The organism is Bacteroides sp. B1-V-101 (genome assembly GCF_023656585.1).
Taxonomy (GTDB): Bacteria; Bacteroidota; Bacteroidia; order Bacteroidales; family Bacteroidaceae; genus Bacteroides; species Bacteroides thetaiotaomicron.
Genome location: NZ_JAMOKH010000004.1, coordinates 159,530 through 182,021 on the forward strand (window position 1 = coordinate 159,530; position 22,492 = coordinate 182,021).

Consider the following 22,492-nt stretch of genomic DNA (forward strand, 5'->3'; position numbering starts at 1 on the left):
TTGAAAACCCTACACTTGTCGACATTTTCAACTTTCAATTTTCCATTAAATAATTACATTACGTTCAGCACCTGTTCCTTGATCTGTTCCAGCTCATCTTTCATTTGCACAACGATTTTCTGCATTTCGGCATGGTTGGACTTGCTGCCAAGCGTATTGATTTCCCGTCCCATTTCCTGAGCGATGAAACCGAGTTTTTTGCCTTGTCCGTTGCCGCTTTCCAGCGTGCTGATGAAATATTTCAGGTGGTTGGTGAGGCGTTGTTTTTCCTCGTTGACATCCAGCTTTTCGATGTAATAAATCAATTCTTGTTCCAGCCGATTCTTGTCATAGTCCGTGTTCAGCGTCTTTTCGAGCGCGTCGGTGATACGTTCCTTGACTTTCTCCACCCGTTCTTTTTCGTAAGGAGTTATCTTTTCGAGCAGCAGTGCGATGTTAGCTATCTTTTCGCGGAACTTCTTTTCCAGTGCGGCGCCTTCCTGTTTGCGGAAGTCCACCAGATGACCGATTGCTTCGAGAACGGTGGCACGTACCATTTCCCATTCTTCTTCCGTCAACTCTTGGATTTCAGTCTTAGACATAACGTCCGGCATACGGAGCAACGTCTGAAACCAGTCGGTGGGGACGGGGATGCCGAGATTTTCCGAGATCGCCTGAATCTGTTTGTAGTAGCCTTCCACCAACACTTGGTTGATAGGAGTCGCGCTTTCCGCACTCTCTTTTTTCTCTATCCAGAGGCTGAAGTCCACCTTTCCACGTTCCAGCACTTTGGAGATTTCGTTGCGGATTTCGATCTCTTTTTCACGATAAGCCGGAGCGATGCGAGTGGAAAGATCCATTGCTTTGCTGTTGAGCGACTTGATTTCTACGTTTATCTTTTTATCTGGAAGTTCGGCCGTAGCTTTGCCGTATCCTGTCATCGACTGTATCATATACTTAAAGTTTTGTGCAAAAGTACACGAATATTTTAAGAATTGGAAATAATCATGTAAATTTGCGACAATTTAATAAGCTGATTTTTATGTCGTGTATACTGAATATTGAAACCTCTACCACTGTTTGCTCGGTAGCGGCAAGTCAAGACGGACAGACGATTTTTGTGAAAGAAGACTTGAAGGGCCCTTCACACGCCGTGTCTTTGGGAGTATTTGTTGATGAAGCGTTGTCGTTCATTGATAGTCATGCCATACCTTTGGATGCAGTTGCAGTGAGTTGCGGTCCGGGATCATACACAGGATTGCGGATTGGAGTTTCGATGGCAAAAGGCATTTGTTACGGACGGAATGTACCCTTGATCGGTCTTCCTACGCTCGAAGTGCTGAGTGTGCCCGTGTTGCTGTATCACGATTTGCCGGAAGATGCGTTGCTCTGCCCGATGCTCGATGCCCGCCGTATGGAAGTGTACGCTGCCGTTTACGACCGTGCATTGAACGTGAAGCGCGCTATCGCCGCCGATATTGTCGATGAGAACTCCTATCTGGAGTTTCTGAACGAAGCGCCCGTTTATTTCTACGGAAATGGAGCCGCCAAGTGCCGCGAGAAGATCACGCATCCGAATGCGCATTTTATCGATGACATTCATCCGTTGGCGAAGATGATGTATCCGCTGGCAGAAAAAGCAGTTGCCAGGGAAGACTATAAAGATGTGGCCTACTTCGAACCTTTCTATCTGAAAGAATTTGTAGCCTCGTTGCCGAAGAAGTCACTTCTTGAATAACGCACTTCGGTAGAAAAAAGTGCCTCAGTAAGTGAACCGCCTTTGGCGGGAAACAGTGATAAGTGAGTGACCGTCGTCCTCCGACTTTTAATTTTTAATTTTAAAACTTTTAATTTAAAAGATGCAATACAATACCCAGCAGAAAAGAATGCCGCTTCCCGAGTACGGCCGCAGCATACAGAACATGGTAGATTATGCGTTGACCATTCAGGACCGTGCCGAGCGTCAGCGTTGTGCTAACACAATTATCAACATTATGGGAAATATGTTCCCCCATTTGCGTGATGTGCCCGATTTCAAGCATAAACTCTGGGATCACCTGGCCATCATGTCCGGTTTTGAGCTGGATATTGACTATCCCTACGAAATCATCCGCGAAGACAACCTGGTGACCAAGCCGGAACCAATCCCATATTCTACCACCCGTATGCGCTACCGCCACTACGGACACACGCTGGAAGTGCTGATCAAGAAAGCCTGCGAACTTCCCGAAGGAAACGACAAGAGAAATCTGACAGCCATGATCTGCAACCACATGAAGAAAGACTACATGGCATGGAACAAAGATACCGTAGACGACCGCAAAATTGCGGAAGACCTCTACGAACTTTCCGGCGGCAAACTACAACTGACAGACGACATCATCCGACTGATGGCAGAACGCCTGAACCAGAACTACCGCCCAAAGGTGAACTACAATAATAATCGGAATAATAATCCGCGGAGAAGATATTAAAAGGTAATAAGTAATAGGTAATAAGTAATAGCATAGCTGCGTTCGGCGTGTTGCGTGTATTGAGAATCTTACTTATTATTACTTATTACCTATTACCTATTACTTGTTATTTATTACCTATTACTTAAAATAAATGGCTTCATTTGTAATTGAAGGAGGACATCGGCTTAGCGGGGAAATTCATCCGCAAGGGGCCAAAAACGAAGTTTTGCAGATTATCTGTGCCACGTTGCTGACTGCTGAAAAAGTGACGGTGAACAATATACCTGACATTCTGGATGTCAACAATCTGATTCAGCTTATGCGGGAGATGGGAGTGACGGTTGCAAAGGAAGGCATTGATACTTACAGTTTTAAGGCGGAGAACGTCGATCTGGCTTATTTGGAGAGTGATGAGTTCTTGAAGAAGTGTTCAAGCCTTCGGGGGTCGGTGATGCTGATCGGTCCGATGGTGGCACGTTTCGGGAAGGCGTTGATCTCGAAGCCGGGCGGAGATAAGATCGGTCGCCGTCGTCTGGACACCCACTTTGTGGGGATTCAGAATTTGGGAGCCGATTTCCGTTATGACGAGTCGCGGGGTATCTATGAGATAACGGCCGACAGGCTTCAGGGCAGCTATATGCTGCTCGATGAGGCATCCGTGACCGGTACAGCCAACATTCTGATGGCTGCCGTACTGGCAAAAGGCACTACCACCATTTACAATGCCGCCTGCGAACCCTATTTGCAGCAGCTCTGCCGTATGCTCAACCGGATGGGAGCAAAGATCAGCGGCATCGCTTCCAATCTGCTCACCATTGAGGGCGTGGAAGAACTGCACGGCACGCAGCACACCGTATTGCCCGACATGATCGAAGTCGGGAGCTTCATCGGCATGGCTGCCATGACCAAAAGCGAAATTACCATTAAAAACGTTTCCTACGAGAACCTCGGCATCATCCCCGAAAGTTTCCGCCGGCTGGGCATCAAACTGGAACAGAGGGGAGACGATATCTACGTCCCCGCACAGGAAACATACGAAATAGAATCATTCATCGACGGCTCCATCATGACCATTGCCGACGCCCCCTGGCCGGGACTGACACCCGACTTGCTGAGCGTGATGCTCGTAGTGGCCACCCAAGCCAAAGGAAGCGTACTGATCCATCAGAAGATGTTCGAAAGCCGCCTGTTCTTTGTAGACAAGCTCATCGACATGGGTGCTCAGATCATCCTTTGCGACCCTCACCGTGCCGTAGTAATCGGACACAACCACGGCTTCAAGCTGCGCGGCGCCCGACTGACTTCGCCCGATATCCGTGCGGGAATCGCCCTTCTCATCGCCGCCATGAGCGCCGAAGGAACCAGCACGATCAGCAATATCGAACAGATAGACCGTGGCTACCAGAACATCGAAGGACGACTTAACGCCATCGGCGCCAGAATCACTCGAATATGATAAAGAAAGAAGAAGTATATAAAATCGGACTATTCAACAAGCCGCACGGCATTCACGGCGAGTTGCAGTTTACCTTCACGGACGACATCTTCGACCGTGTGGACTGCGATTATCTGATCTGCCTGCTCGACGGTATTTTCGTACCGTTTTTCATCGAAGAATACCGTTTTCGTTCGGACTCCACCGCACTGGTGAAGCTCGAAGGCATAGATACGGCGGAACGCGCGCGTATGTTCACCAATGTCGAAGTCTACTTCCCGGTGAAGCACGCGGAAGAGGCGGAAGACGGCGAACTGTCGTGGAACTTCTTCATCGGTTTCCGCATGGAAGACGTTCGTCACGGCGAGCTGGGCGAAGTGGTCGAAGTGGATACCGCTACGGTGAATACCCTTTTTGTGGTCGAACAGGAGGACGGAGAAGAACTCCTCGTCCCTGCACAGGAAGAATTTATAGTGGAGATCAATCAGGAAAAGAAGCTCATCACAGTCGAGCTTCCTGAAGGATTGTTGAATTTGGAAGATTTGGAGGAAGATTAATAATTAATAAAGATGCCAAGAAAACGGAGTAAAGCATTTTGGAACAATTTCAAGTTCAAGTATAAACTCACCATTATCAATGAGAATACGCTTGAAGAAATCGTGGGGCTTCGGGTATCCAAGCTGAACGGGCTTTCGGTGCTGTTGTCCGTGCTGGCGGTGCTTTTTCTGATTGCCGCCTGCATCATTGCCTTCACCCCTTTGCGCAATTACCTCCCCGGATATATGAACAGTGAAGTCCGCAGTCAGATCGTGGACAACGCGCTCCGTGTGGATTCCTTGCAGGAACTGCTCAACAGGCAGAACCTCTATATCATGAACATACAGGATATTTTCAGCGGAAAAGTGCCCATAGACAGCGTGCAGACGCTCGACTCGCTGACCGCCGCCCGCGAAGACACCCTGATGGAACGTACCAGACGTGAAGAGGAATTTCGCCGCCAATACGAAGAAAATGAAAAATATAATCTGACTACGATCGTTTCGCAGCCGGATGTCAACGGACTGATCCTGTATCGTCCGACCCGTGGAATGGTTTCCGACCATTTCAACACCGATAAGAAACACTTTGGAACAGATATTGCTGCCAACCCCAACGAAAGTGTGCTGGCAACTATGGACGGCACCGTCTTTCTGAGCACCTACACCGCCGAAACCGGTTACGTGATAGGCGTACAGCACAGTCAGGATTTCGTCTCGATCTACAAGCATTGCGGCTCGCTGCTGAAAAAAGAAGGCGACCGCGTGAAAGGAGGCGAAGCCATCGCACTGGTGGGAAACAGCGGAACGCTCAGCACAGGGCCGCATCTCCACTTCGAACTGTGGTACAAGGGACATCCTGTCAATCCGGAGAAGTACATCGTGTTTTAAAGCCAATGACGAGAAGTGGGATATACGATTATAAGTGACAAGTGACAGAGGAATTAGATAATAATGGATTCAGAAAAGAAGAATAAGAAGAAACAAATAGCTATTTTAGGCTCTACGGGCTCTATCGGGACGCAGGCGTTGCAGGTGATCGAAGAACACCCCGACCTCTACGAAGCCTATGCCCTGACGGCCAACAACCGGGTAGAACTGCTGATTGCACAGGCACGCAAGTTCCAGCCGGAAGTGGTGGTGATAGCCAACGAAGAAAAGTACGCCCAACTGAAGGAAGCGCTGAGCGACCTTCCAATCAAAGTATATGCCGGAATCGACGCGGTCTGCCAGATCGTGGAGGCCGGACCGGTGGATATGGTGCTGACGGCAATGGTGGGCTATGCCGGACTGAAGCCGACGATCAACGCCATCCGTGCCAAGAAAGCCATTGCGCTTGCCAATAAAGAGACGCTTGTGGTGGCGGGAGAACTGATCAACCAGCTGGCACAGCAATACCGCACTCCCATTTTGCCGGTGGACTCTGAACACTCGGCAGTCTTCCAGTGTTTAGCTGGAGAAGTCGGGAACCCGATTGAGAAGGTGATACTGACCGCTTCCGGCGGTCCGTTTCGGACCTGCACGCTGGAGCAGTTGAAGTCCGTCACCAAGACACAGGCATTGAAACATCCCAACTGGGAGATGGGAGCCAAGATCACCATTGACTCCGCATCCATGATGAACAAAGGCTTTGAGGTTATCGAAGCGAAATGGCTGTTCGGCGTGCAGCCCAGCCAGATCGAGGTGGTGGTGCATCCGCAGTCGGTCATTCATTCCATGGTGCAGTTTGAGGACGGTGCCGTCAAGGCACAGTTAGGCATGCCGGATATGCGTCTGCCGATCCAGTATGCGTTCTCGTATCCCGACCGTATCTGCTCTTCTTTCGACAGGCTCGACTTCACCCAGTGCACGAACCTGACGTTCGAGCAACCGGATACGAAACGTTTCCGCAACCTTGCCCTGGCTTACGAGGCGATGTATCGGGGCGGAAATATGCCTTGCATCGTCAATGCCGCTAACGAAGTAGTGGTAGCCGCTTTCCTCCGGGACGGCATCAGCTTCCTCGGCATGAGCGACGTGATCGAAAAGACGATGGAACGCGCTGCGTTTGTAGCCGCTCCTACTTACGACGACTATGTGGCTACCGACGCCGAAGCGCGGAGAATAGCTGCGGAATTGATTCCGTGATAGCACCGGAGCTGATTTCGTGAACAATGAAAAATATAAATAAGTAATATAAATTAGAAAGCGCCTCGGTTTTCCTCTTATGAGCAGAGGGTTTGGATGAGGCTTTAAATTGTAAATAGACTATATGGAAACATTTTTAATTCGTGCCCTGCAACTGATAATGAGCTTATCCTTGCTCGTTATTATTCATGAAGGCGGGCATTTCCTTTTTGCCCGGTTGTTCAAGGTGCGTGTAGAAAAATTCTGCTTGTTCTTTGACCCGTGGTTTACCTTGTTCAAGTTCAAACCCAAGAGAAGTGATACGGAGTATGCAGTAGGATGGCTGCCGCTGGGCGGTTACGTCAAGATAGCCGGAATGATAGACGAGTCGATGGATACCGAACAGATGAAACAGCCTGAGCAGCCTTGGGAGTTCCGTTCCAAGCCGGCTTGGCAACGTCTTCTGATCATGGTGGGCGGTGTGCTGTTCAACTTCCTGTTGGCGCTCTTTATTTATTCAATGATTCTTTTCGCTTGGGGCGACCAGTATATAAAGGTCCAAGAAGCTCCCCTTGGTATGGACTTCAACGAAACGGCGAAAGCGGTCGGTTTTCAGGATGGCGACATCCTTTTGTCTGCCGACAATGTGCCTTTCGTACGTTATGACGGCGATATGCTGAGTCAGATAGCCGATGCCCGTGAGGTATCAGTGCTTCGTGACGGCAAGAAAGCCTCCGTCTACATTCCCGAAGACATGATGCAGCGCCTGATGGCGGACAGCGTTCGTTTCGCTTCTTTCCGTTTCCCGTATGTGATTGACAGCGTGATGGTTAATTCTCCCGCTGCGCAGGCAGGCATTCTGCCGGGCGACAGTATCATCGCATTGGACGGAAAATCCATCTCCTTCTCTGATTTCAAGCAGACGATGGCGGAACGCAAGAAAAACGCCGAAGCACTTCTGAAAGACAGCATCGACCCTCGTCTGATTACGCTGACGTATGTGCGTGGCGGTGTGACCGATACGACTTCCCTGCGCGTGGATTCCGCTTATCTGATGGGCGTAGTTGCCAGTCTGACAACGGATCGTCTGTTGCCTATGGTGAAAAAGGAATACACATTCTTTGAATCTTTCCCCGCAGGCGTCTCTTTGGGTGTGAAGACATTGAAAGGATACGTCGGCAACATGAAATATCTCTTCTCGAAAGAAGGAGCCAAACAGTTGGGCGGCTTCGGCACTATCGGAAGCATTTTCCCTGCTACGTGGGACTGGCACCAGTTCTGGTACATGACCGCCTTCCTTTCCATCATCCTTGCCTTCATGAACATTCTTCCGATCCCCGCATTGGACGGCGGACACGTGCTCTTCCTCTTCTACGAGATGATAGCCCGTCGTAAACCGAGTGACAAGTTTATGGAGTACGCTCAGATGACCGGTATGGTGCTTCTGTTCGGCTTGCTGATTTGGGCAAACTTCAATGACATATTGAGGTTCTTCTTCTAAGCAGGGACCGGCAAGGCATACACATCCGTCCTCCCCTCGTGCAGACCGGAAGTTGTCAGAACAGCAATCTCGGCGACAGCGGACTGCTGGCGGATAAAAGGAGGATGTCGGCGATGAAGCAATGTATATTGTTGAAATACAGTAAAATATAATGTACTATTTATCGTATATAGAAACGGCGCTTTAACACTACGTTAAAGCGCCGTTTCTATATACGATAAATGCCTTAGTCTGCCAACGATGATACGCCCTTTCTCCTTTTGGCTCTTTGGATGCCCGGAGACGAATGTTAAATAATTAACATTCTTTGGGGTAGTCCGAAAAGCTGGTTTTAGCTCGATAGTGCAAAGGAATGAACTAAACAGTAGTACACAATAGTAACTTAACTCTCCTCCTTCCCGAAGGAGGAGAATTGAAGATAGAACCGACTATCATTTAGCTCATAACAATATGTGAAAGAAACAAATCGGAAACAACCGGTTTTCTGGATTGATCCTAGTTTCTTCTCCTATGATTTTCGCTCCCGATGACAGATAGTTTTATTCGTCATGACCGATTCGTTTCTCTTTTCAGCGTAGACGGTTGCGACAACCGCAGACTGCTGACAATCGCCGCCACAACAGCAAACCCACTTCCGACCATAAGGCAGACCGCCGTACTCCGGTCGTGCACGACAAAACTGAAAAGTAACGCTACCAGCGTAGTACCGAACGTCTGCCCCAGCAAACGTGCCATTCCCAGCATTCCACTTGCACCGCCCGAACGTTTCGTTGGGGCGGAAGAGATAATCGTACTGTTATTGGGCGTCTGAAACAACCCGAAACCGGCTCCGCAAAGCATCAGACGAAGAATTATACTGATATCGGACGATTCGGCAGTAAGCCCCGAAAGTGAAAAAAGTCCGACGGCAAACAACGCCATCCCGATACTCCCCAATATCCCCGGATGAATGCGTTCCACCAGATAACCTGCCAACGGTGCCGTCACCAGTGTAGCCAACGGCCACGGAGTCAGCAACAATCCTGTCATGACCTCGCTGTGCCCCAACGTATTCTGAAGGAAAAACGGGAGAGACACCATGGCCGCCATCTGAGCGATAAACGAACAGATAGACGTCAGAATCGAAAGCCGGAAAATCGGTATCCGCAATAAGTCCAGCGGCAGCAACGGAGTCGTCTGAGTCAGTTGCCTCCGTACGTAAAACGTTCCTACGATGGCCAATATGATCAATTGCAGCACAAGGAAATCCATCTCCTCATGATGCGCGAATCCGTCCAGCGTATAAATCAGTAACCCGAACGTGACCGCATTGGCTATCGCACTCACGAAGTCAAACTTCCGCTTCGACCGCTCTTCCTGTCTCGGCAAATGCTTGATACCCAGTAGCAGTGCCGTAATCCCCAGCGGTACATTGATAGCAAACAGCCAGTGCCAGCTGGCTATCGAAAGTATGCCGCTTGCCACCGACGGACCGGCAGCCGCCGATATCGCCACTACCATCGCATTGATTCCCATTCCCCGCCCGATCTGACTTTTCGGGTATACGTAGCGCAGTTGCGCCGTATTCACACTTGTGATGGCCGACGCACTGAATCCCTGAAAGATACGTGCAATCGTCAGCGTCCAGAATGAATCGGACAAGGCGCAGATCAGCGAAGTGATGCAAAACAGCCCAATGCCCGACAGGAACACTTTCCGATAACCGATAATCTCCCCCAAAGAAGAGAAAGACAGCAGCGAAACAACGATAGCCAACTGATAACCATTTATAATCCACGTAGTTACAGCAGGCGAAGTTCCGAAATCGTGCGAAAGCGTAGGGAGTACGATGTTGATAATATTCACGTCGAGCACCGACATACAAAGTGCGAATCCGATGGAAACCACTGCCCAGATACGTCTCGGCATTGGCAGTCCATCGGTTTCATCTATAGAAGTGGTATTATTGGCTTGTATCATAAAAAAAACTTATTCTAGTAGAACCTTATTTTGTTTGTAAATGTAAACAAAACAAAGAAGTACGTGTTTCAATCTTCTTTGAAATATAAGTTTTTTTAGCGCAGGAGACACGCCCACAACAGTTCGTAGTAGCTCCCCCCGCACTAAACTAATACAAAACCTCCCCCACCATTATTACCTATAACCTATTACTTTTTACCTATTCTCAATATCCTCTGATTGCTGCTTCCCCGAAATTCCAGATAAGGTGAAAAGAGCGCCTGTTCGAAACGCCCGTCCACCAGCACATCTATGTAGTCGAGTACAGCCTTCAAGCGCGGATTAGCCTGAATCTCTTCGTACGTATATCCCGTATAGCACCAGATATTCAGCCCCGTTTCCTTCTTTACCCTTTTGACAAAAAGCAGGAAAGCCTCCGGATTATAAAACGGATCTCCTCCCGAAAAAGTAACCCCGTCCAGCAATGGATTGGCTTTAATTTCCCGAATGATCGATTGAATCCTTTCCTCCGTCAGCAGTTCTCCCGCCCGCGGATTCCAGCTCTCCGGATTGTGACAGCCGACGCAATGATGAGAACATCCCGCAAGATAAATCGAATACCGGATGCCTTCACCGTCAACAATCGTTTCGGGATAAGTCGATAATAAGTGGAGAGCTGAAAGTGGAGAATTGAGAGTGTTCATCTTAAAATAAAAATTAAAGTTTCGCATGTGCTGTATCCCGCATGGATTCCCCTCCTTCCAGAAGGAGGAGAATCCATGCGGAAACAATTTACGAAACTTCAGTAAAAAATAAATGAGTGTCTTTCAACTTCTACAAGTGCTTCACGCGATCCTTTTCTTCCGCCCGTTTGGCAGAGTTCCAGGAGCTGAGGTCACCTGTCAGGTATCCGGTGATACGGCGCATGCGTAAGATGTTTTCGCTCTGGCATACCGGACATTTATCGAAGATTACTCCTTTGTATCCACAGTTGTGACAGGTATCCACCGGGTGATTGATGGAGCCGTAGCCGATGCCCTCGTCGTGCATGACCTTCACGATTTTCGCGATGGCACGTACATTCTTCTGAGCTTCCCCGTCCAGTTCCACATACGTGATGTGTCCACCGCGGGTGATGGCGTGGAAAGGAGCTTCGCGCCTGATCTTCTCGGTGATGCTGATCGGTTCCTTCACATCCACATGGAAGGAATTGACGTAGTAGTCGCGGTCCGTCACGCCGTCGATCTTACCGTATTTCCGTCGGTCTATCTTGGTGAAACGTCCCGAAAGTCCTTCGGCAGGTGTGGCAAGTACGGAATAATTCAGGTTATATTTCTCTTTATATTCGTCTACCACTTTGTTCATTTCCATTACAGCTTCGTACAGCGTGTCCCATGCCTTCTGGCTGTGTCCGTGGCCTTCTCCGTAAAGTGCCACCATTGCATTGTGTCCGCCGATAAAGCCGATGCCCAGCGTACCGCTGCGTAACGCATCGCCCACTTGCTCGTTCGGATTCAGTGCGCCGCCGCCTTTCCATACGTCATTTCCCATCATGAAGGGGAACTGGCGTGCCAGTGCGGTGCGTTGATACTGGTAGCGCTCGTACAGTTGATCGGCTACAAGAGTCGCCATATTGCGGACTGACTCCATGAAAATCTCTTTCGCTTTCTGTTCGATGGCATCCTTGTTGCGTTCACCCTCAATCAGATTTTCCGCCTTGATGCGTGCTTCGATGGCGAGGCGTGGCATGTTCAACGTGGTGAATGAAAGGTTTCCGCGTCCCAGAGATGACTTTTCTCCTGCCACATTCTCAAATACACGGGTGCGGCATCCCATTGTAGCCAACTCGTAGATATACCGTTTCGGATCGTCCGCTTTCCATTTCTCGTTCTTGTTGAAAGGCGTGTCCAGGAACATGAAGTTCGGGAAAAGCGCTTTCGATGTAGTCTGACAAGCTCTCAGCAGCAGATCGAAGTTCGGAGCTTCGTAAGTTCCCCGCATGGCGTCTTCGATGTTTTCCGCCTTCATCGCTTTCTCGAAGTCCTTTTCGGAGTAAGAAACTCCGTCCTTTACTTTGAATATCTGGATCGGGAATACGGGGACTTCACCACGTGTTCCGAGGCCTTCGATGGTGGCTTTCAGCAGTTCCTCGATCACGAGGCGGCCTTCGGCGGAAGTATCCGTTCCGTAGTTGATGGAGCTGAATACCACTTGGTTACCTCCACGGGAGTGCATGGTGTTCAGGTTGTGGATAAAGCCTTCCATTGCCTGATGTGTATCCTTCTTTGTCTGCTGGTACGCTTTCTCTGCGATGCGTGTCAGGTGTTCCTTGTCAATAATGATTTGCAGGGCTACCAGGGCGATGCGCAATGTTTCGCGTTCTGCTTCGGTCGATTTAATAGAGGGCAGATGTTCCTTGATTAAGGTGCGGATTGCTTTCTCGTCCGCCTGTGTTCCGTTTTCCATCGCCACGTAGAAGTTGATGAACGAAGCCAGATGTTTGCGGAAAGACTTTGCCACCCCTTTTGCCATGAAGAAGTCGAAGGCGGGGATTGCCTGTCCGCCGTGCTGCTCGTTCTGGTTGGTCTGGAAGATGATGGTGGCAAGCGTAGCATAACTTTGGATGCTTTGCGGTGTGCGGATGCTGCCGTTCTTGGTGCGGAAGCCACGTTCAAAGAGATCGTCCATGTCATATTGGATGCAGGTGGTCGTCTTTGTCGGGTAGTAATCGAGGTCGTGAATATGGATATCGCCCAACTGGTGCGCTTCGGCAAAACGTTTCGGCAACAGATATTTATAGGTATAGTCTTTGGTGACTTCCGATGCGAATGTCATCATTTGTCCGGCAGGCGTGTGGCTGCTCATATTGGCGTTGCTCAGGTTCACGTCGTTCTTGTCGATGGCGACGATGCCGTCCATCACGTGCTTCATCTGGGTTTTCTTGTCCCGCTCCGTGTTCCGCCATTCGCGGTAGATGATGTACTTCTTGGCTACTTCGGGGCGTACCTTCATCAATGCCTTTTCTACTAAGTCCTGAATTTCCTCCACGGTGATCGTGGGGTTAGTGAACTGACTGATTACACTCATCGTGACGTCAGCAATCAGTTGCTGCTCGTCCTGAATCCCTGTCGCACTGAATGCTTTACCGATCGCATTCTTGATCTTACTGATAGAGAAATCTTCTCTTTTACCATCTCGTTTGATGATACAAATTTCCGCGTAGTTCATAACTTTAACTCCCGAAAGTGATTAATAATATGTTTATTTGACTCCGGCAGGTCTTCTGACTTATCCCTCCCCCGCAGCGCCTTCCCACATCTGGATGCAGTGACATAGTGTGCGGATTCACAGAGAATTACAGCAGCGGGTACTGTCGCCGATTTGCACAGCGTTCCCTCATTGACTAAACCTCTTTTTAGTTCCGAAACCGGATACAAAGATAAAGGATATTGTGATAGCTTGGATAGGATTTAACATTAAATTTTTGGATAACTTTCCTTTCTTGCTGATACAGAAAGTTTTCCGTTTTGGAAAACTTTTAAGAAATGATTCTTGTGGAAAATATTAGTTTTTCTTTATTACTAATTTGAAAAAAAAGGACTCTTGTGTGAGTATTTCGTCACTTATAAGTCTAATCAATGGGATTCATGCTTTTATTGAAATTGAAAAAGATAGATAAAATGAAGAAAATAGAAGATTTGCATGCTGGTAAAAAGACAGTTTCCAGAATTTCCCGGCTGCATTTTTTGCAAGAGCTGGAAGAAGAGCTGAAAGTTTATTATCTCTCCTATACAGAGACTGTAGATAGGCCTTATTCCGAACAGGAACAGGAGATTATTGTCCGGATTATCAAGATGCTGATTCGTCAGCTTCGGGGTACATCCAAGTTTCAGTTGTTTAGCAGGAGAGGTACAAGACGTAAGTCCGAAGATCCGGATGATGTGGAAGAGCGGGAAGAGCACCGAAAGGAGCAGACAGACGAGATACGTTTGAGACATACCAACCTTTACTCGTACAATCCTCTTTCCAAGAAGTATAAAGCGAGGAAAGAAGAACTGCTCCGGAACCTGAAAAGGGAGTTCTAATCTTCCGGATGTTTCATTGAGAACGTCCGGAAGGTAACAGGAAGAGTAGACCAGCAAATGCGTATAATATTGTGAGTCCCTTGCATATTTGTTGAGTCTACTCTTATTTGTTTTAGAATTAGCCAAGAAAAAAATACCCTGACATGGAAATATTTTGGTTTCATGTCAGGGTAAAATGTGTATAAATAATTATAAATTAGACTGTTTCTACAATATTAAGTAGTAGAAGAGACCGAAATATAACATAACTAGAACACCATACATTGTCAACTTCTTCTATTGATACCGGTGAATAAAAACTGTCTCTAACTTTTTCTTGGATTTTAGTTTTTACCTTGTTTGTGAAAAATTGCACATCCAAATTATCAGCCCAGATAAGTACTGCTTCCATTAAATTATCAGCTTTGTATTGACTGATATAGGTACCATTCTTAAACTCTGCAATAAATGTAAACTTTTTCATTAGCAATTACTTTTTTGCGTTCATACTATGATTTTCACCTGAAAAGTCTTGTTTCGTTTTCCAATGTTTAACTTGGTTCTCAGTAACTTTTGGGTGCAAATTATCAATGATAACAGAGATACCCTGACATGTAAATGTTTTAGTTTCATGCCAGGGTAATAATCTAATAGTTATTGTTCAGTCGGTGACTTTTATCAAGAGACCGTTTTAACAATATGCAATGTCAGTAACGGACGGAATATCCGATATGATGTACTCCATACATTCTTTACTCCTTCTACTGCTATCGGATTGTTTTTAGACTTTTGAATGTATTTCAGCAGAACCTTCCGTTGCTGGCGATTCAAAATGTCTATGTTTGTAGCCCATAGCATAAGTCCTTCTTCCAACGTTGTCACTTCAAACTGATATGAGGCATTGTAATTACGAATATAGGTAATGAAAGTAAAGGTTGCTTTCTCTGATAGAGGAAACACTGTATCGCTCATGTCGGTTTCTATCATGTTTACATCATATAAGTACATTAACTTGTAATATTTCCTATCGCCACATCCCTCGTGGTATTTTTTTGCTATATTCGCATTGTAAAGAGATATTAGATCATCAATTAAAAAGAAATCACGCCAGACGTTTTTTACGCAGTCTAATTTTACTGGGCCATTGTCATGATAGCATTCCAGAGATTCACGAATAAGTAAAGACTTCATTTTTGAAGATATATGAGACGTGTCATGAACTAATTCACGAAATAAATCATTAGTCGGCATTTCTGATTGATACTGATGAACAAAGCAATGCTTATCGTTGGCATTAACTAAGAAAGTAAATGTTTTCATAATTTCATTTATTTATTTGCGGTGATGTGTTTCACCAGAGTTATCCATTTTATTTCTCCAATGCTTTATCTCATTGTTTACTTTATCTATCTCTTTTCTGGACTTTTTGGGATCTTTTTTCATTGCATCTAATTTCTCCTGCGCAGCTTCCATTTTTCCTTTCGCCGCATCTCTCGCCTTCATATTCGAATGCTTTTCATTCTTCCCGCTAGACTTTGAATACCCGCTTCCGTTACTACTGCCTTCGCTAACTCTTCCTTTTTTTGAGAATAGCTTTATGAATCCACTTGTGCCCATCAATGAACCGTGAGTGATATCATACACGCCTTTAGCGGTAACACCTAAAGAAATTCCTGCGGTTTCCGGACTGAGTGCGACTCCGCCCGCTGCTTCTTCAAAACCATTAATAATCTCTGCGGCTCCAGCAAAAATACTTATAATATCGCCAACGTTCTGTCCTGCGTTGTAGGCAGCTGCGTTGCTGTATATTCCGGTTTCACGGAGTGAGGTTTGTCCAAGAAACATATTATCTGCCACAGCGCGTGCAGCTCCATTGGTAAAACTTAGAGTACCCTTAAAAGCGTTGCTTAACCCTCTGCTGATTCCTCCCCATGTGGGCCACATACCATTCGGGTCTATCAATAGGATAGGATTATTCAGGCAGTAAACGTATGGACTAACCTTATAGTACTTTTCCGCCATCAGGTCCATCGTATGCCATCTTCCCAACACGGGATCATACTGTCTTGCTCCGTAGTTATACCAATCCAGTCCTGCTTTTCTATCCAGTTCTTTGCCGTTATATTTGTAAGGCTGTGCAGATGAATATATAGCGAACAAACCTCCGAACGGATAATAGTGGTTCACTTCTTCTATCGTTCCATCCTGGCTGGCAACCACTCTGTTGTTTCCCTGATGGTCTTGGATGTAGTAGTGGAACTTTTTATCTGCTATAGAGAAATATCCCTGTTCGGTCAATAGCTTGTCCCGGCTTCCATTTTCATAGATCACATTGCCACAGTAGTCGGTTGTAGTAGTGTTTCCTGCGATTATATGTGTAGTTTGGAGTTTAGTTCCGTCTGCGCTATATAGGTAAGAAATTTCACTACCGTCTTTAAACTGTATCCGACGTGGTAAATTTAAGAAATTGTATTGGATATCAGAAATGTTTTTATTCAAATCTTTTGTTAAATTACCGTCTTCGTCGTAGGAATATTCCGTGTCCAGATTCACACCGTCCTTGAACTCGAAACCATTCGCGTATGCTGAACTTGTGGCGCTGTCTGTCACTTTCTTGAGCTGATTGCCTGTGTAAGTAAGAGATAGGTCGTCAATTAATCCGTAACTGCTTTGTCCGGTTTGCCCATAACGCTTCAGTCCTGTGATGTTGCCATGCTTGTCATAACCGGTCACTTGTTCGTTGAAGTGATTTGTATTCGTCATCGAATTGCTTCCTTCACTATAATTGGCACTGGTCAGCCTGTTGAGCTTATCGTATGAATATTGGTAATTACGGGTGATTGACTCTTTGTTTGCTTTCCACGTCATGCTACTGATATTTCCGCCATACTGAGGAGTGCCGGGACCATCAGTATAATGTAGCGTTTGAGAGAAGAGAGGGCTTTCGATAGACGTTAGCCAGTTACGGATATTATACGTATTGGTCGTTGTCAGTGTGGAAGTGCCGTCTATTCGGGTTAAGCTTTTAATATTGCCTAAGTCATCGTAGAGATAGCTCATTTTCGTAGAGTCCTTTTCATTTACGATTTGTACAGTTTCAGACAAACGTCCTGCGTGATTGTAGCTGTGTTTGGTTTCTTCGATCAGATCGGAGTTACTTTTGGAGTGGATATGCTTGGTGTGCACAGGTTGTCCCGTAAAGTTGTAAGCAGTGTATGTCTTTTCGTATCCTCCCAGATGATTGGTCGATTTTGTCTGAATGGCACGACCGTTATAATCATAGTAAGTAGCGGTATAGTCGTATCCTGTCACAGAGCCGTTTTTATCCAGTCGGGCTGTCGCATTTCCGGTCTGCAAGCCTTGCGAACTAGTCGTATATCTTTCTCCGAACTCGCTGTTTGCTTCATAATTCAAACTGCTGTTGGAAATCAGGGTGCCGTTCTGCATCTTAAACAGATAGTCGTCATAATATTTGGCGGTAAGCACTGTGACTGAATTCAGTGCGACTCCGGTTACGGAATAACCGAGAAGAGAAGCGTTGTCCGTACGTTCACATTTGACGCATGTATTCAGTATCGGGTTGTTGAATGGGTCTATGGCGTTTTTACAAATACCCATGATACATTCGCGTCCCATTGCATCGGGCAATGCAAATTGCCATTCACCTCTTTTTCGTTGTTCTCCTGTTTGGGAGAAGATAAGGCGGTCTGCCAAGTCATAGACTTTGTACTCCCAACTGCAGCCCGGTAACTTGGTGCCTATGCACCGGTTACGCATATCATATTTATAGAGATAGGCGTATTGAGCTAAGGATGCGGAAGTTTGACTCGAATAACTGCTACCGCTTACGAGTTGGGCGGATACCATAGGTGGAAGCACCGCTTTTAAATTATCGAACTCATCATAAAGATAATAAGTGTCGTTATTCGTCTTACTGCCGTTGTTGTGCTCAATTTGCCGGCTAAGTACTACTTGGTCGAATTTATTCTTGAATTCCAATGTCACTTGACGATCTTCGTTTTCGGTTCGGGTGACGGATAGCTCGGAAGATTTGCAATTGCCGGCTACTTTCAGCTCCATGTTTTGGTTATCTTTTTCTGTCATTTCAAACCGAAGACAGTTGAGCGTATCATTTCCGGCTATGTTACTCAGATAGCTGAATTTGGTACTTGCTTTTTGCGAACGCCAGTCGCTTCCGGGACCATACACTTCCCGTACTCTTCCCAAAGGTGAATCTTCGTAGACTTTTTCTGAAAAGTGATAAGTATATTCCTTATAGTTAAAAGCATAGAAATCTTGCAGACTTTCGGTAAACTTCCAGTCTATCATTTCTGTGTTCGAACCTTGTGCGTATGGCAAATACGATTTGGCATCATCTCTTAACAAGTTATCATAAACGATCGGATGGTATATACTCTTGTTTTTATTGGAAGTACCCACTTCTATTTTCTGCGATGGATATCCCAGACCGTTGTAGTAAGTAATTTCTTTTCTTCCCCCACTTCTTGTGTTATCCAGATAATTCGTTGTGGAAATATAGTTGTCTCTTCCAATAGGTAATATTTCTATTGGAATGTTTTGAGGTGACTGTTTGATAATGAAGTGTACTGGAAATGTTGTTTCGAATGTTACATCAAAAAAGAGTACGACGAACTCGGATGATATGTCTGAAATTCCTACCCCTGTGAGCCTTAAACATCTTCTTAAATCTTCCGTTATTCTTGAAGGCACGAGCCTTTCGATTTCTGCAGTGAATAAGTGATTTTTGTTTTCCATCGTTACTATCCACTGACCTCCGTATTCGAGATGTGAATCTATAGAAGTCGTTACTCTCAATCCCAGATCGGATAAAGATATCTCTCCATGTCTACTTTCAGCTGGCATTATTTCTATCGGAAAATCCTGAGGGGATTCTTTGATAACGAACCGTATCGTATCTGTCGGATCGGCCGTTATGTGAAAGTAAAGGTTGCATATACCGTCTGAATTAGAAGTAAACTCAACTTTGAAAAGTCTCACGTACGGACGCAATTCTTCTGATATGCGTGAAGGAACGAAGTTTTTGATTTCTGCTTCGTTCAAGCTAAAGTTGTTCCTTGCTGTTATCATCCAAGTATCTCCTTCGTAGAGAGTACTTTCAGGAGAAGGTGTGACTTTTAGCCCCATGTCGGTCATGGATATTTGCCCGGTTTCTGTCGCCAATACAGGACTGGCGAGTAAGCTGCATATTAAAGCTGTAATATAAATAATAATTTTCATAAATTTATCTCTTTAGAGGTTGTTTGAATATTTATATGAACTAATCAGTTCGCCCTTATGGTCGGTCTTTTCTATCAGACGTCCAGAATCATCGTATTTAAAATAGGTAGAAACATTCTTGGGATCTCTAATTTTGCTGATACCTATGTATGGGATATATTCATAAGTAGTGATAAATGATGCCGGTAATTGCGTTCTCAAATTTTCAACTTTCTGCATGTCTGAATAACTGGGCTTCGTTGCGTCTGCCAGTCTTTTGATAAGATCATTCCCCAATAGTCCTGTAACTGATTCGTAATCGCTGTTCTTGATTTCCGCAATTGCATATTTGCCTTTGTATCCGTACAGGTAGACAGTTTCTGTTTTGTCTTTTTCGTTACGGATATGAGTCGGGTTGCTGTAAGAGTCGTATGCCAGGTATGTGGTTGCGGGAATATTAGAAACATCGGCTACTAACTCGTTGCCCACATTATGGAGTCCTTGGTATGTTGCAGCATCAGCATGTTTTCCCAGTATGGATACTTTGTCTTTCACTAAGCTTTTGCTGTCTGCAGTCAGTAACTTATAGAAATATGTCTCATTCTCAGTTACTTTTCCGTTTTTTATCTTTGTCACTTCCAATGGATAGTCGGTGAAGTGTAGCTGATTCATCTGGTAGAAAGAACTATAGGGAGGTACAAATGGAAATATCAGCATGTCCGGCACGTATCGCGTCTTTTCTTCGTATACATTTCCGGCTCCGTCTTCACTGGTTTTCAGCTTTATCTGTTTGTTGACGGAGTTATATTCGTATTTATCTTTATACTCAATAGTGTTTCCATTGTCATCGTAAGTGATAGTCCGTTTTTCCGAAAGTAGGTTGCTGTAGAATTTTTGATAGTAGGTACCTCCGAAAGCAAACCTCAGGAATCCCAGTGTAGGGTCGTCTGAATTATAGTCCATGACATTAGTAGTGGTTATCTCCGTGATGAGTATGGAATCTTTCTGTATAGGAGTATATTCGAATAGTTCTTTTTGTTTCACATGACCGGCACAGTCGAATTGTTCTTTACTTAAGAGCATTCCGCGCTTTAGTGCGTTTGATGAACATGGAGTGTATGGACTATAAGGGGTACCGACATGAGGAGGGTATTCACGGGAGAACTTATTATTCAACATAGCTATGGGATCTTCGTCCATATAACCTGGTCCGAAATTGCTGAATGTATGGACAGTATATCCGTCTATCAGTTTCCCATTTTTGTCTTCATTGCACTCTATGACTTTAGAATATCCGATATACTCTCCCCGACTGTTGTACCAGAGCGGATTGGATGCTTGAGACATGATGGCATTCAAGGTATAATATTCGGGTCCTCCGTTTTGTGATTTGAGGAGATTGTATAGCTGCCAACCCCAAAGGTATTGTGGAGTGAAAGATAGAATACCGGAAGAGACACCTCCCTTTGTTGTCGGTGTGAATTCTTTTGTGTAGTAATAGTGCTTTCTTGTCAGTAGTTCATCATTGCTATCGTAGTTGTTGATTTCTTTGATACGGAGACCTCCCGGATATGTATAATCTGGAGTGCCTGGATAAGGTAAATGGGCACTTTGTACTGTTTTCCGGTCTGCTGACACCATACTGGATATGACGTTGGGTTCATAAATGAATTCTGTTCTTCCATGTGTGGGGTATGTGATGGATTTTAGCATTTCTGCAGTCACACGAAATCCTCCCTTGTCTCCCATTCTTTTGTTGGTATACTCTTTGCCTTCGGCTATCTGCTTGTCAGCAAAAATTGCATTTTCAAAGAACTCTTTGCTGAAATAGTATGAGAAATTTTCACCGTTATTGAATCCGAGGTTGTCATAGTGTCCTGTATTATATCCGGGTAGGTGATTGGGGAAATAATTTAGTGAATAGGTCGATTGGGTTCCTGATGGAGTCGTTTTAGTCAGTGTTTTCAGTTTTAATCGCTCAGTGGAGCTATTAGTGTAAGTAAACTGATAGTTTATCTTATCCAATATTACCACGGAGTTTAGCTTGTTTAACGTGAAATTCTTTTCTTTTGTAAAAAATGTAGCTGGCCCATGGTCCATACAGGTTTCCCATGCATACTGTGAGTCATAGGGTAATTGTGTACTTGGGGAGTAATGAAACCGGGCAAGTATTTTATTGTCTGTTACATCTTTGACTGTTGCAAGTTGTACAGGGGCTAGTAATTCATAATCATAACTCATTGCTGTTTGCCAGAATAGAGCATCCAAGCTTATACAGAAAGACATATTTCCATTTATTTGAAACGGCATAATTTCGTAGGTGAATTCTATTTCATGTCCTGCAGGAGTTATGATTTTGGAGAGATGCCAGGTGATGGGAGCAGGAAGGTTTAAGAATCCCTTGAAAGGTAGATTGTAATCTGTTTTATCGGTTCCTCCAAATATGTATTTATAACCGTCTGGCGTGGTCAGTGTAAACGAATCAATCAACCAACATGATAAAGGGTTCTTAAATCCGGTTCCTTCTGATCTGCAATAGTTGTAAAATTGAGAAAGTGGACTGGTAAGTTGAGAACGGGTATTATTGTAAGTATTCGAGGTAAATTCAATTTTGATGTCAGAATCTGATTGAACCATCCACTTGCTCTTTTCTTGACTATACATAAAGCTTCCGGTGTAACCGAGAAAGTTAAATTGATACTCGTCTTGGGTATTAATATAGTTGCCGGATACTCTTACTAGAATGTCTGCTGTGGTTAATAAATCAGCTTCGGTGGTTATAGGCTTGTATTCATTGCTAGAACTTTCATAAGAAATATCTGGCTCATTTTTAATTATCCGGGTAATACATCCTCCGCATTCAAGGCTCCATCCCAATCCCACTTCACTGGGTAGGTTGTTGGGTTTTACATTATAAATATGATAATTGAGGTTGATTGGAAGTTGGATATTATCTCTTAACTTAAATTCGTACAATGGGATAGAGATATTCGGAGTTCCGGTATATAGTCCGACAGGTATTTTACCTTGAGTGTTGGCATTACTGACACCCGGTTGTGGAAAGCCTTGTGCCCCTGTCAACCCAATTACTTTCTCAAATTGCCCTTGCGCTTTCAGGCAATTACTTGCCAATAGAAAAGCTATGGTGAATAATATATATTTCATTTTCATTATTAGTTTATTGATTTTTGTATACTAAGTCCGCCACAAATATTTCTGTATACTGCTGTGGCAGCTGA

General features: G+C 45.3%; 16 protein-coding genes and 1 riboswitch. Of the genes, 8 read left to right on the forward strand and 8 right to left on the reverse strand.

The genetic code is table 11. The annotated features are described in order from the left end of the window. Positions 1 to 53: 53 nt before the first annotated feature. Positions 54 to 932: a YicC/YloC family endoribonuclease gene (locus NBH01_RS05270; RefSeq protein WP_008761103.1), complete on the reverse strand. Its 879-nt coding sequence runs from the start codon at positions 930 to 932 to the stop codon at positions 54 to 56. Between the two features lie 89 nt (positions 933 to 1,021). On the opposite strand from NBH01_RS05270, the gene tsaB reads away from it, so the two are divergent. From tsaB to rseP, 7 genes are all read left to right on the forward strand, one after another. Beyond that, on the forward strand, positions 1,022 to 1,717 hold the full coding sequence (gene tsaB, locus NBH01_RS05275; protein WP_008766373.1) for a tRNA (adenosine(37)-N6)-threonylcarbamoyltransferase complex dimerization subunit type 1 TsaB: 696 nt from the start codon (positions 1,022 to 1,024) through the stop codon (positions 1,715 to 1,717). Between the two features lie 121 nt (positions 1,718 to 1,838). Next, the gene (locus NBH01_RS05280) at positions 1,839 to 2,453 is read left to right on the forward strand and encodes a DUF4290 domain-containing protein (RefSeq protein ID WP_008761105.1); all 615 of its coding nucleotides are present in this window, start codon (positions 1,839 to 1,841) and stop codon (positions 2,451 to 2,453) included. A 133-nt stretch (positions 2,454 to 2,586) separates the two neighbouring features. Then, positions 2,587 to 3,891 carry a UDP-N-acetylglucosamine 1-carboxyvinyltransferase gene (murA, locus tag NBH01_RS05285; protein ID WP_234140834.1) on the forward strand — a complete coding sequence of 435 codons (1,305 nt, stop codon included), beginning with the start codon at positions 2,587 to 2,589 and terminating at the stop codon, positions 3,889 to 3,891. Next, positions 3,888 to 4,427: a ribosome maturation factor RimM gene (rimM, locus tag NBH01_RS05290; RefSeq protein ID WP_234140836.1), complete on the forward strand. Its 540-nt coding sequence runs from the start codon at positions 3,888 to 3,890 to the stop codon at positions 4,425 to 4,427. Before murA ends, rimM begins: the two co-directional genes overlap by 4 nt. A 12-nt stretch (positions 4,428 to 4,439) precedes the next feature. Then, positions 4,440 to 5,297 carry a M23 family metallopeptidase gene (locus NBH01_RS05295; protein WP_008766371.1) on the forward strand — a complete coding sequence of 286 codons (858 nt, stop codon included), beginning with the start codon at positions 4,440 to 4,442 and terminating at the stop codon, positions 5,295 to 5,297. Positions 5,298 to 5,360: 63 nt separating this feature from the next. After that, positions 5,361 to 6,533, forward strand: coding sequence for a 1-deoxy-D-xylulose-5-phosphate reductoisomerase (locus NBH01_RS05300; RefSeq protein ID WP_074856225.1), 1,173 nt, complete (start codon positions 5,361 to 5,363; stop codon positions 6,531 to 6,533). 124 nt (positions 6,534 to 6,657) lie between these two features. Further along, positions 6,658 to 8,013 (forward strand): RIP metalloprotease RseP, encoded by a 1,356-nt coding sequence (rseP, locus tag NBH01_RS05305; protein ID WP_008766369.1) that lies wholly within the window; start codon positions 6,658 to 6,660, stop codon positions 8,011 to 8,013. A gap of 546 nt (positions 8,014 to 8,559) precedes the next feature. Here rseP and NBH01_RS05310 read toward each other — a convergent pair. The 3 genes from NBH01_RS05310 to NBH01_RS05320 form a co-directional block, all read right to left on the reverse strand. Continuing rightward, complete coding sequence (locus tag NBH01_RS05310; protein WP_055220133.1) at positions 8,560 to 9,972, reverse strand: MFS transporter; 1,413 nt, start codon at positions 9,970 to 9,972, stop codon at positions 8,560 to 8,562. Positions 9,973 to 10,160: 188 nt separating this feature from the next. Beyond that, complete coding sequence (gene nrdG / locus NBH01_RS05315) at positions 10,161 to 10,655, reverse strand: anaerobic ribonucleoside-triphosphate reductase activating protein (RefSeq protein ID WP_195577574.1); 495 nt, start codon at positions 10,653 to 10,655, stop codon at positions 10,161 to 10,163. A 130-nt stretch (positions 10,656 to 10,785) separates the two neighbouring features. Continuing rightward, positions 10,786 to 13,179, reverse strand: a complete 2,394-nt coding sequence (locus NBH01_RS05320; RefSeq protein WP_008761113.1) for an anaerobic ribonucleoside triphosphate reductase — start codon at positions 13,177 to 13,179, stop codon at positions 10,786 to 10,788. Between the two features lie 28 nt (positions 13,180 to 13,207). Next, a riboswitch (cobalamin riboswitch) is annotated at positions 13,208 to 13,392 on the reverse strand. Between the two features lie 239 nt (positions 13,393 to 13,631). On the opposite strand from NBH01_RS05320, the gene NBH01_RS05325 reads away from it, so the two are divergent. Then, a complete protein-coding gene (locus NBH01_RS05325) occupies positions 13,632 to 14,036 on the forward strand; it encodes a hypothetical protein (protein ID WP_103878157.1) in 405 nt (134 codons plus the stop codon). 196 nt (positions 14,037 to 14,232) lie between these two features. Here the strand turns inward: NBH01_RS05325 and NBH01_RS05330 are convergent, their stop codons facing one another. The 4 genes from NBH01_RS05330 to NBH01_RS05345 all read right to left on the reverse strand — a co-directional run bounded on the left by NBH01_RS05330 (position 14,233) and on the right by NBH01_RS05345 (position 22,418). Next, positions 14,233 to 14,499 carry a hypothetical protein gene (locus NBH01_RS05330; RefSeq protein WP_103878158.1) on the reverse strand — a complete coding sequence of 89 codons (267 nt, stop codon included), beginning with the start codon at positions 14,497 to 14,499 and terminating at the stop codon, positions 14,233 to 14,235. A gap of 194 nt (positions 14,500 to 14,693) precedes the next feature. Further along, positions 14,694 to 15,335, reverse strand: coding sequence for a hypothetical protein (locus NBH01_RS05335; RefSeq protein ID WP_008766364.1), 642 nt, complete (start codon positions 15,333 to 15,335; stop codon positions 14,694 to 14,696). 12 nt (positions 15,336 to 15,347) lie between these two features. Continuing rightward, on the reverse strand, positions 15,348 to 19,274 hold the full coding sequence (locus NBH01_RS05340) for a DUF6443 domain-containing protein (RefSeq protein WP_117978052.1): 3,927 nt from the start codon (positions 19,272 to 19,274) through the stop codon (positions 15,348 to 15,350). A gap of 12 nt (positions 19,275 to 19,286) precedes the next feature. Then, positions 19,287 to 22,418: a hypothetical protein gene (locus NBH01_RS05345; protein ID WP_008766361.1), complete on the reverse strand. Its 3,132-nt coding sequence runs from the start codon at positions 22,416 to 22,418 to the stop codon at positions 19,287 to 19,289. Between the last annotated feature and the right edge of the window lie 74 nt (positions 22,419 to 22,492).

Bases quoted from the DNA above. Each gene is read 5' to 3' on its own strand.
- NBH01_RS05270 (WP_008761103.1), bottom strand. From the start codon at position 932: ATGATACAGTCGATGACAGGATACGGCAAAGCTACGGCCGAACTTCCA.
- tsaB (WP_008766373.1), top strand. From the start codon at position 1,022: ATGTCGTGTATACTGAATATTGAAACCTCTACCACTGTTTGCTCGGTA.
- NBH01_RS05280 (WP_008761105.1), top strand. From the start codon at position 1,839: ATGCAATACAATACCCAGCAGAAAAGAATGCCGCTTCCCGAGTACGGC.
- murA (WP_234140834.1), top strand. From the start codon at position 2,587: ATGGCTTCATTTGTAATTGAAGGAGGACATCGGCTTAGCGGGGAAATT.
- rimM (WP_234140836.1), top strand. From the start codon at position 3,888: ATGATAAAGAAAGAAGAAGTATATAAAATCGGACTATTCAACAAGCCG.
- NBH01_RS05295 (WP_008766371.1), top strand. From the start codon at position 4,440: ATGCCAAGAAAACGGAGTAAAGCATTTTGGAACAATTTCAAGTTCAAG.
- NBH01_RS05300 (WP_074856225.1), top strand. From the start codon at position 5,361: ATGGATTCAGAAAAGAAGAATAAGAAGAAACAAATAGCTATTTTAGGC.
- rseP (WP_008766369.1), top strand. From the start codon at position 6,658: ATGGAAACATTTTTAATTCGTGCCCTGCAACTGATAATGAGCTTATCC.
- NBH01_RS05310 (WP_055220133.1), bottom strand. From the start codon at position 9,972: ATGATACAAGCCAATAATACCACTTCTATAGATGAAACCGATGGACTG.
- nrdG (WP_195577574.1), bottom strand. From the start codon at position 10,655: ATGAACACTCTCAATTCTCCACTTTCAGCTCTCCACTTATTATCGACT.
- NBH01_RS05320 (WP_008761113.1), bottom strand. From the start codon at position 13,179: ATGAACTACGCGGAAATTTGTATCATCAAACGAGATGGTAAAAGAGAA.
- NBH01_RS05325 (WP_103878157.1), top strand. From the start codon at position 13,632: ATGAAGAAAATAGAAGATTTGCATGCTGGTAAAAAGACAGTTTCCAGA.
- NBH01_RS05330 (WP_103878158.1), bottom strand. From the start codon at position 14,499: ATGAAAAAGTTTACATTTATTGCAGAGTTTAAGAATGGTACCTATATC.
- NBH01_RS05335 (WP_008766364.1), bottom strand. From the start codon at position 15,335: ATGAAAACATTTACTTTCTTAGTTAATGCCAACGATAAGCATTGCTTT.
- NBH01_RS05340 (WP_117978052.1), bottom strand. From the start codon at position 19,274: ATGAAAATTATTATTTATATTACAGCTTTAATATGCAGCTTACTCGCC.
- NBH01_RS05345 (WP_008766361.1), bottom strand. From the start codon at position 22,418: ATGAAATATATATTATTCACCATAGCTTTTCTATTGGCAAGTAATTGC.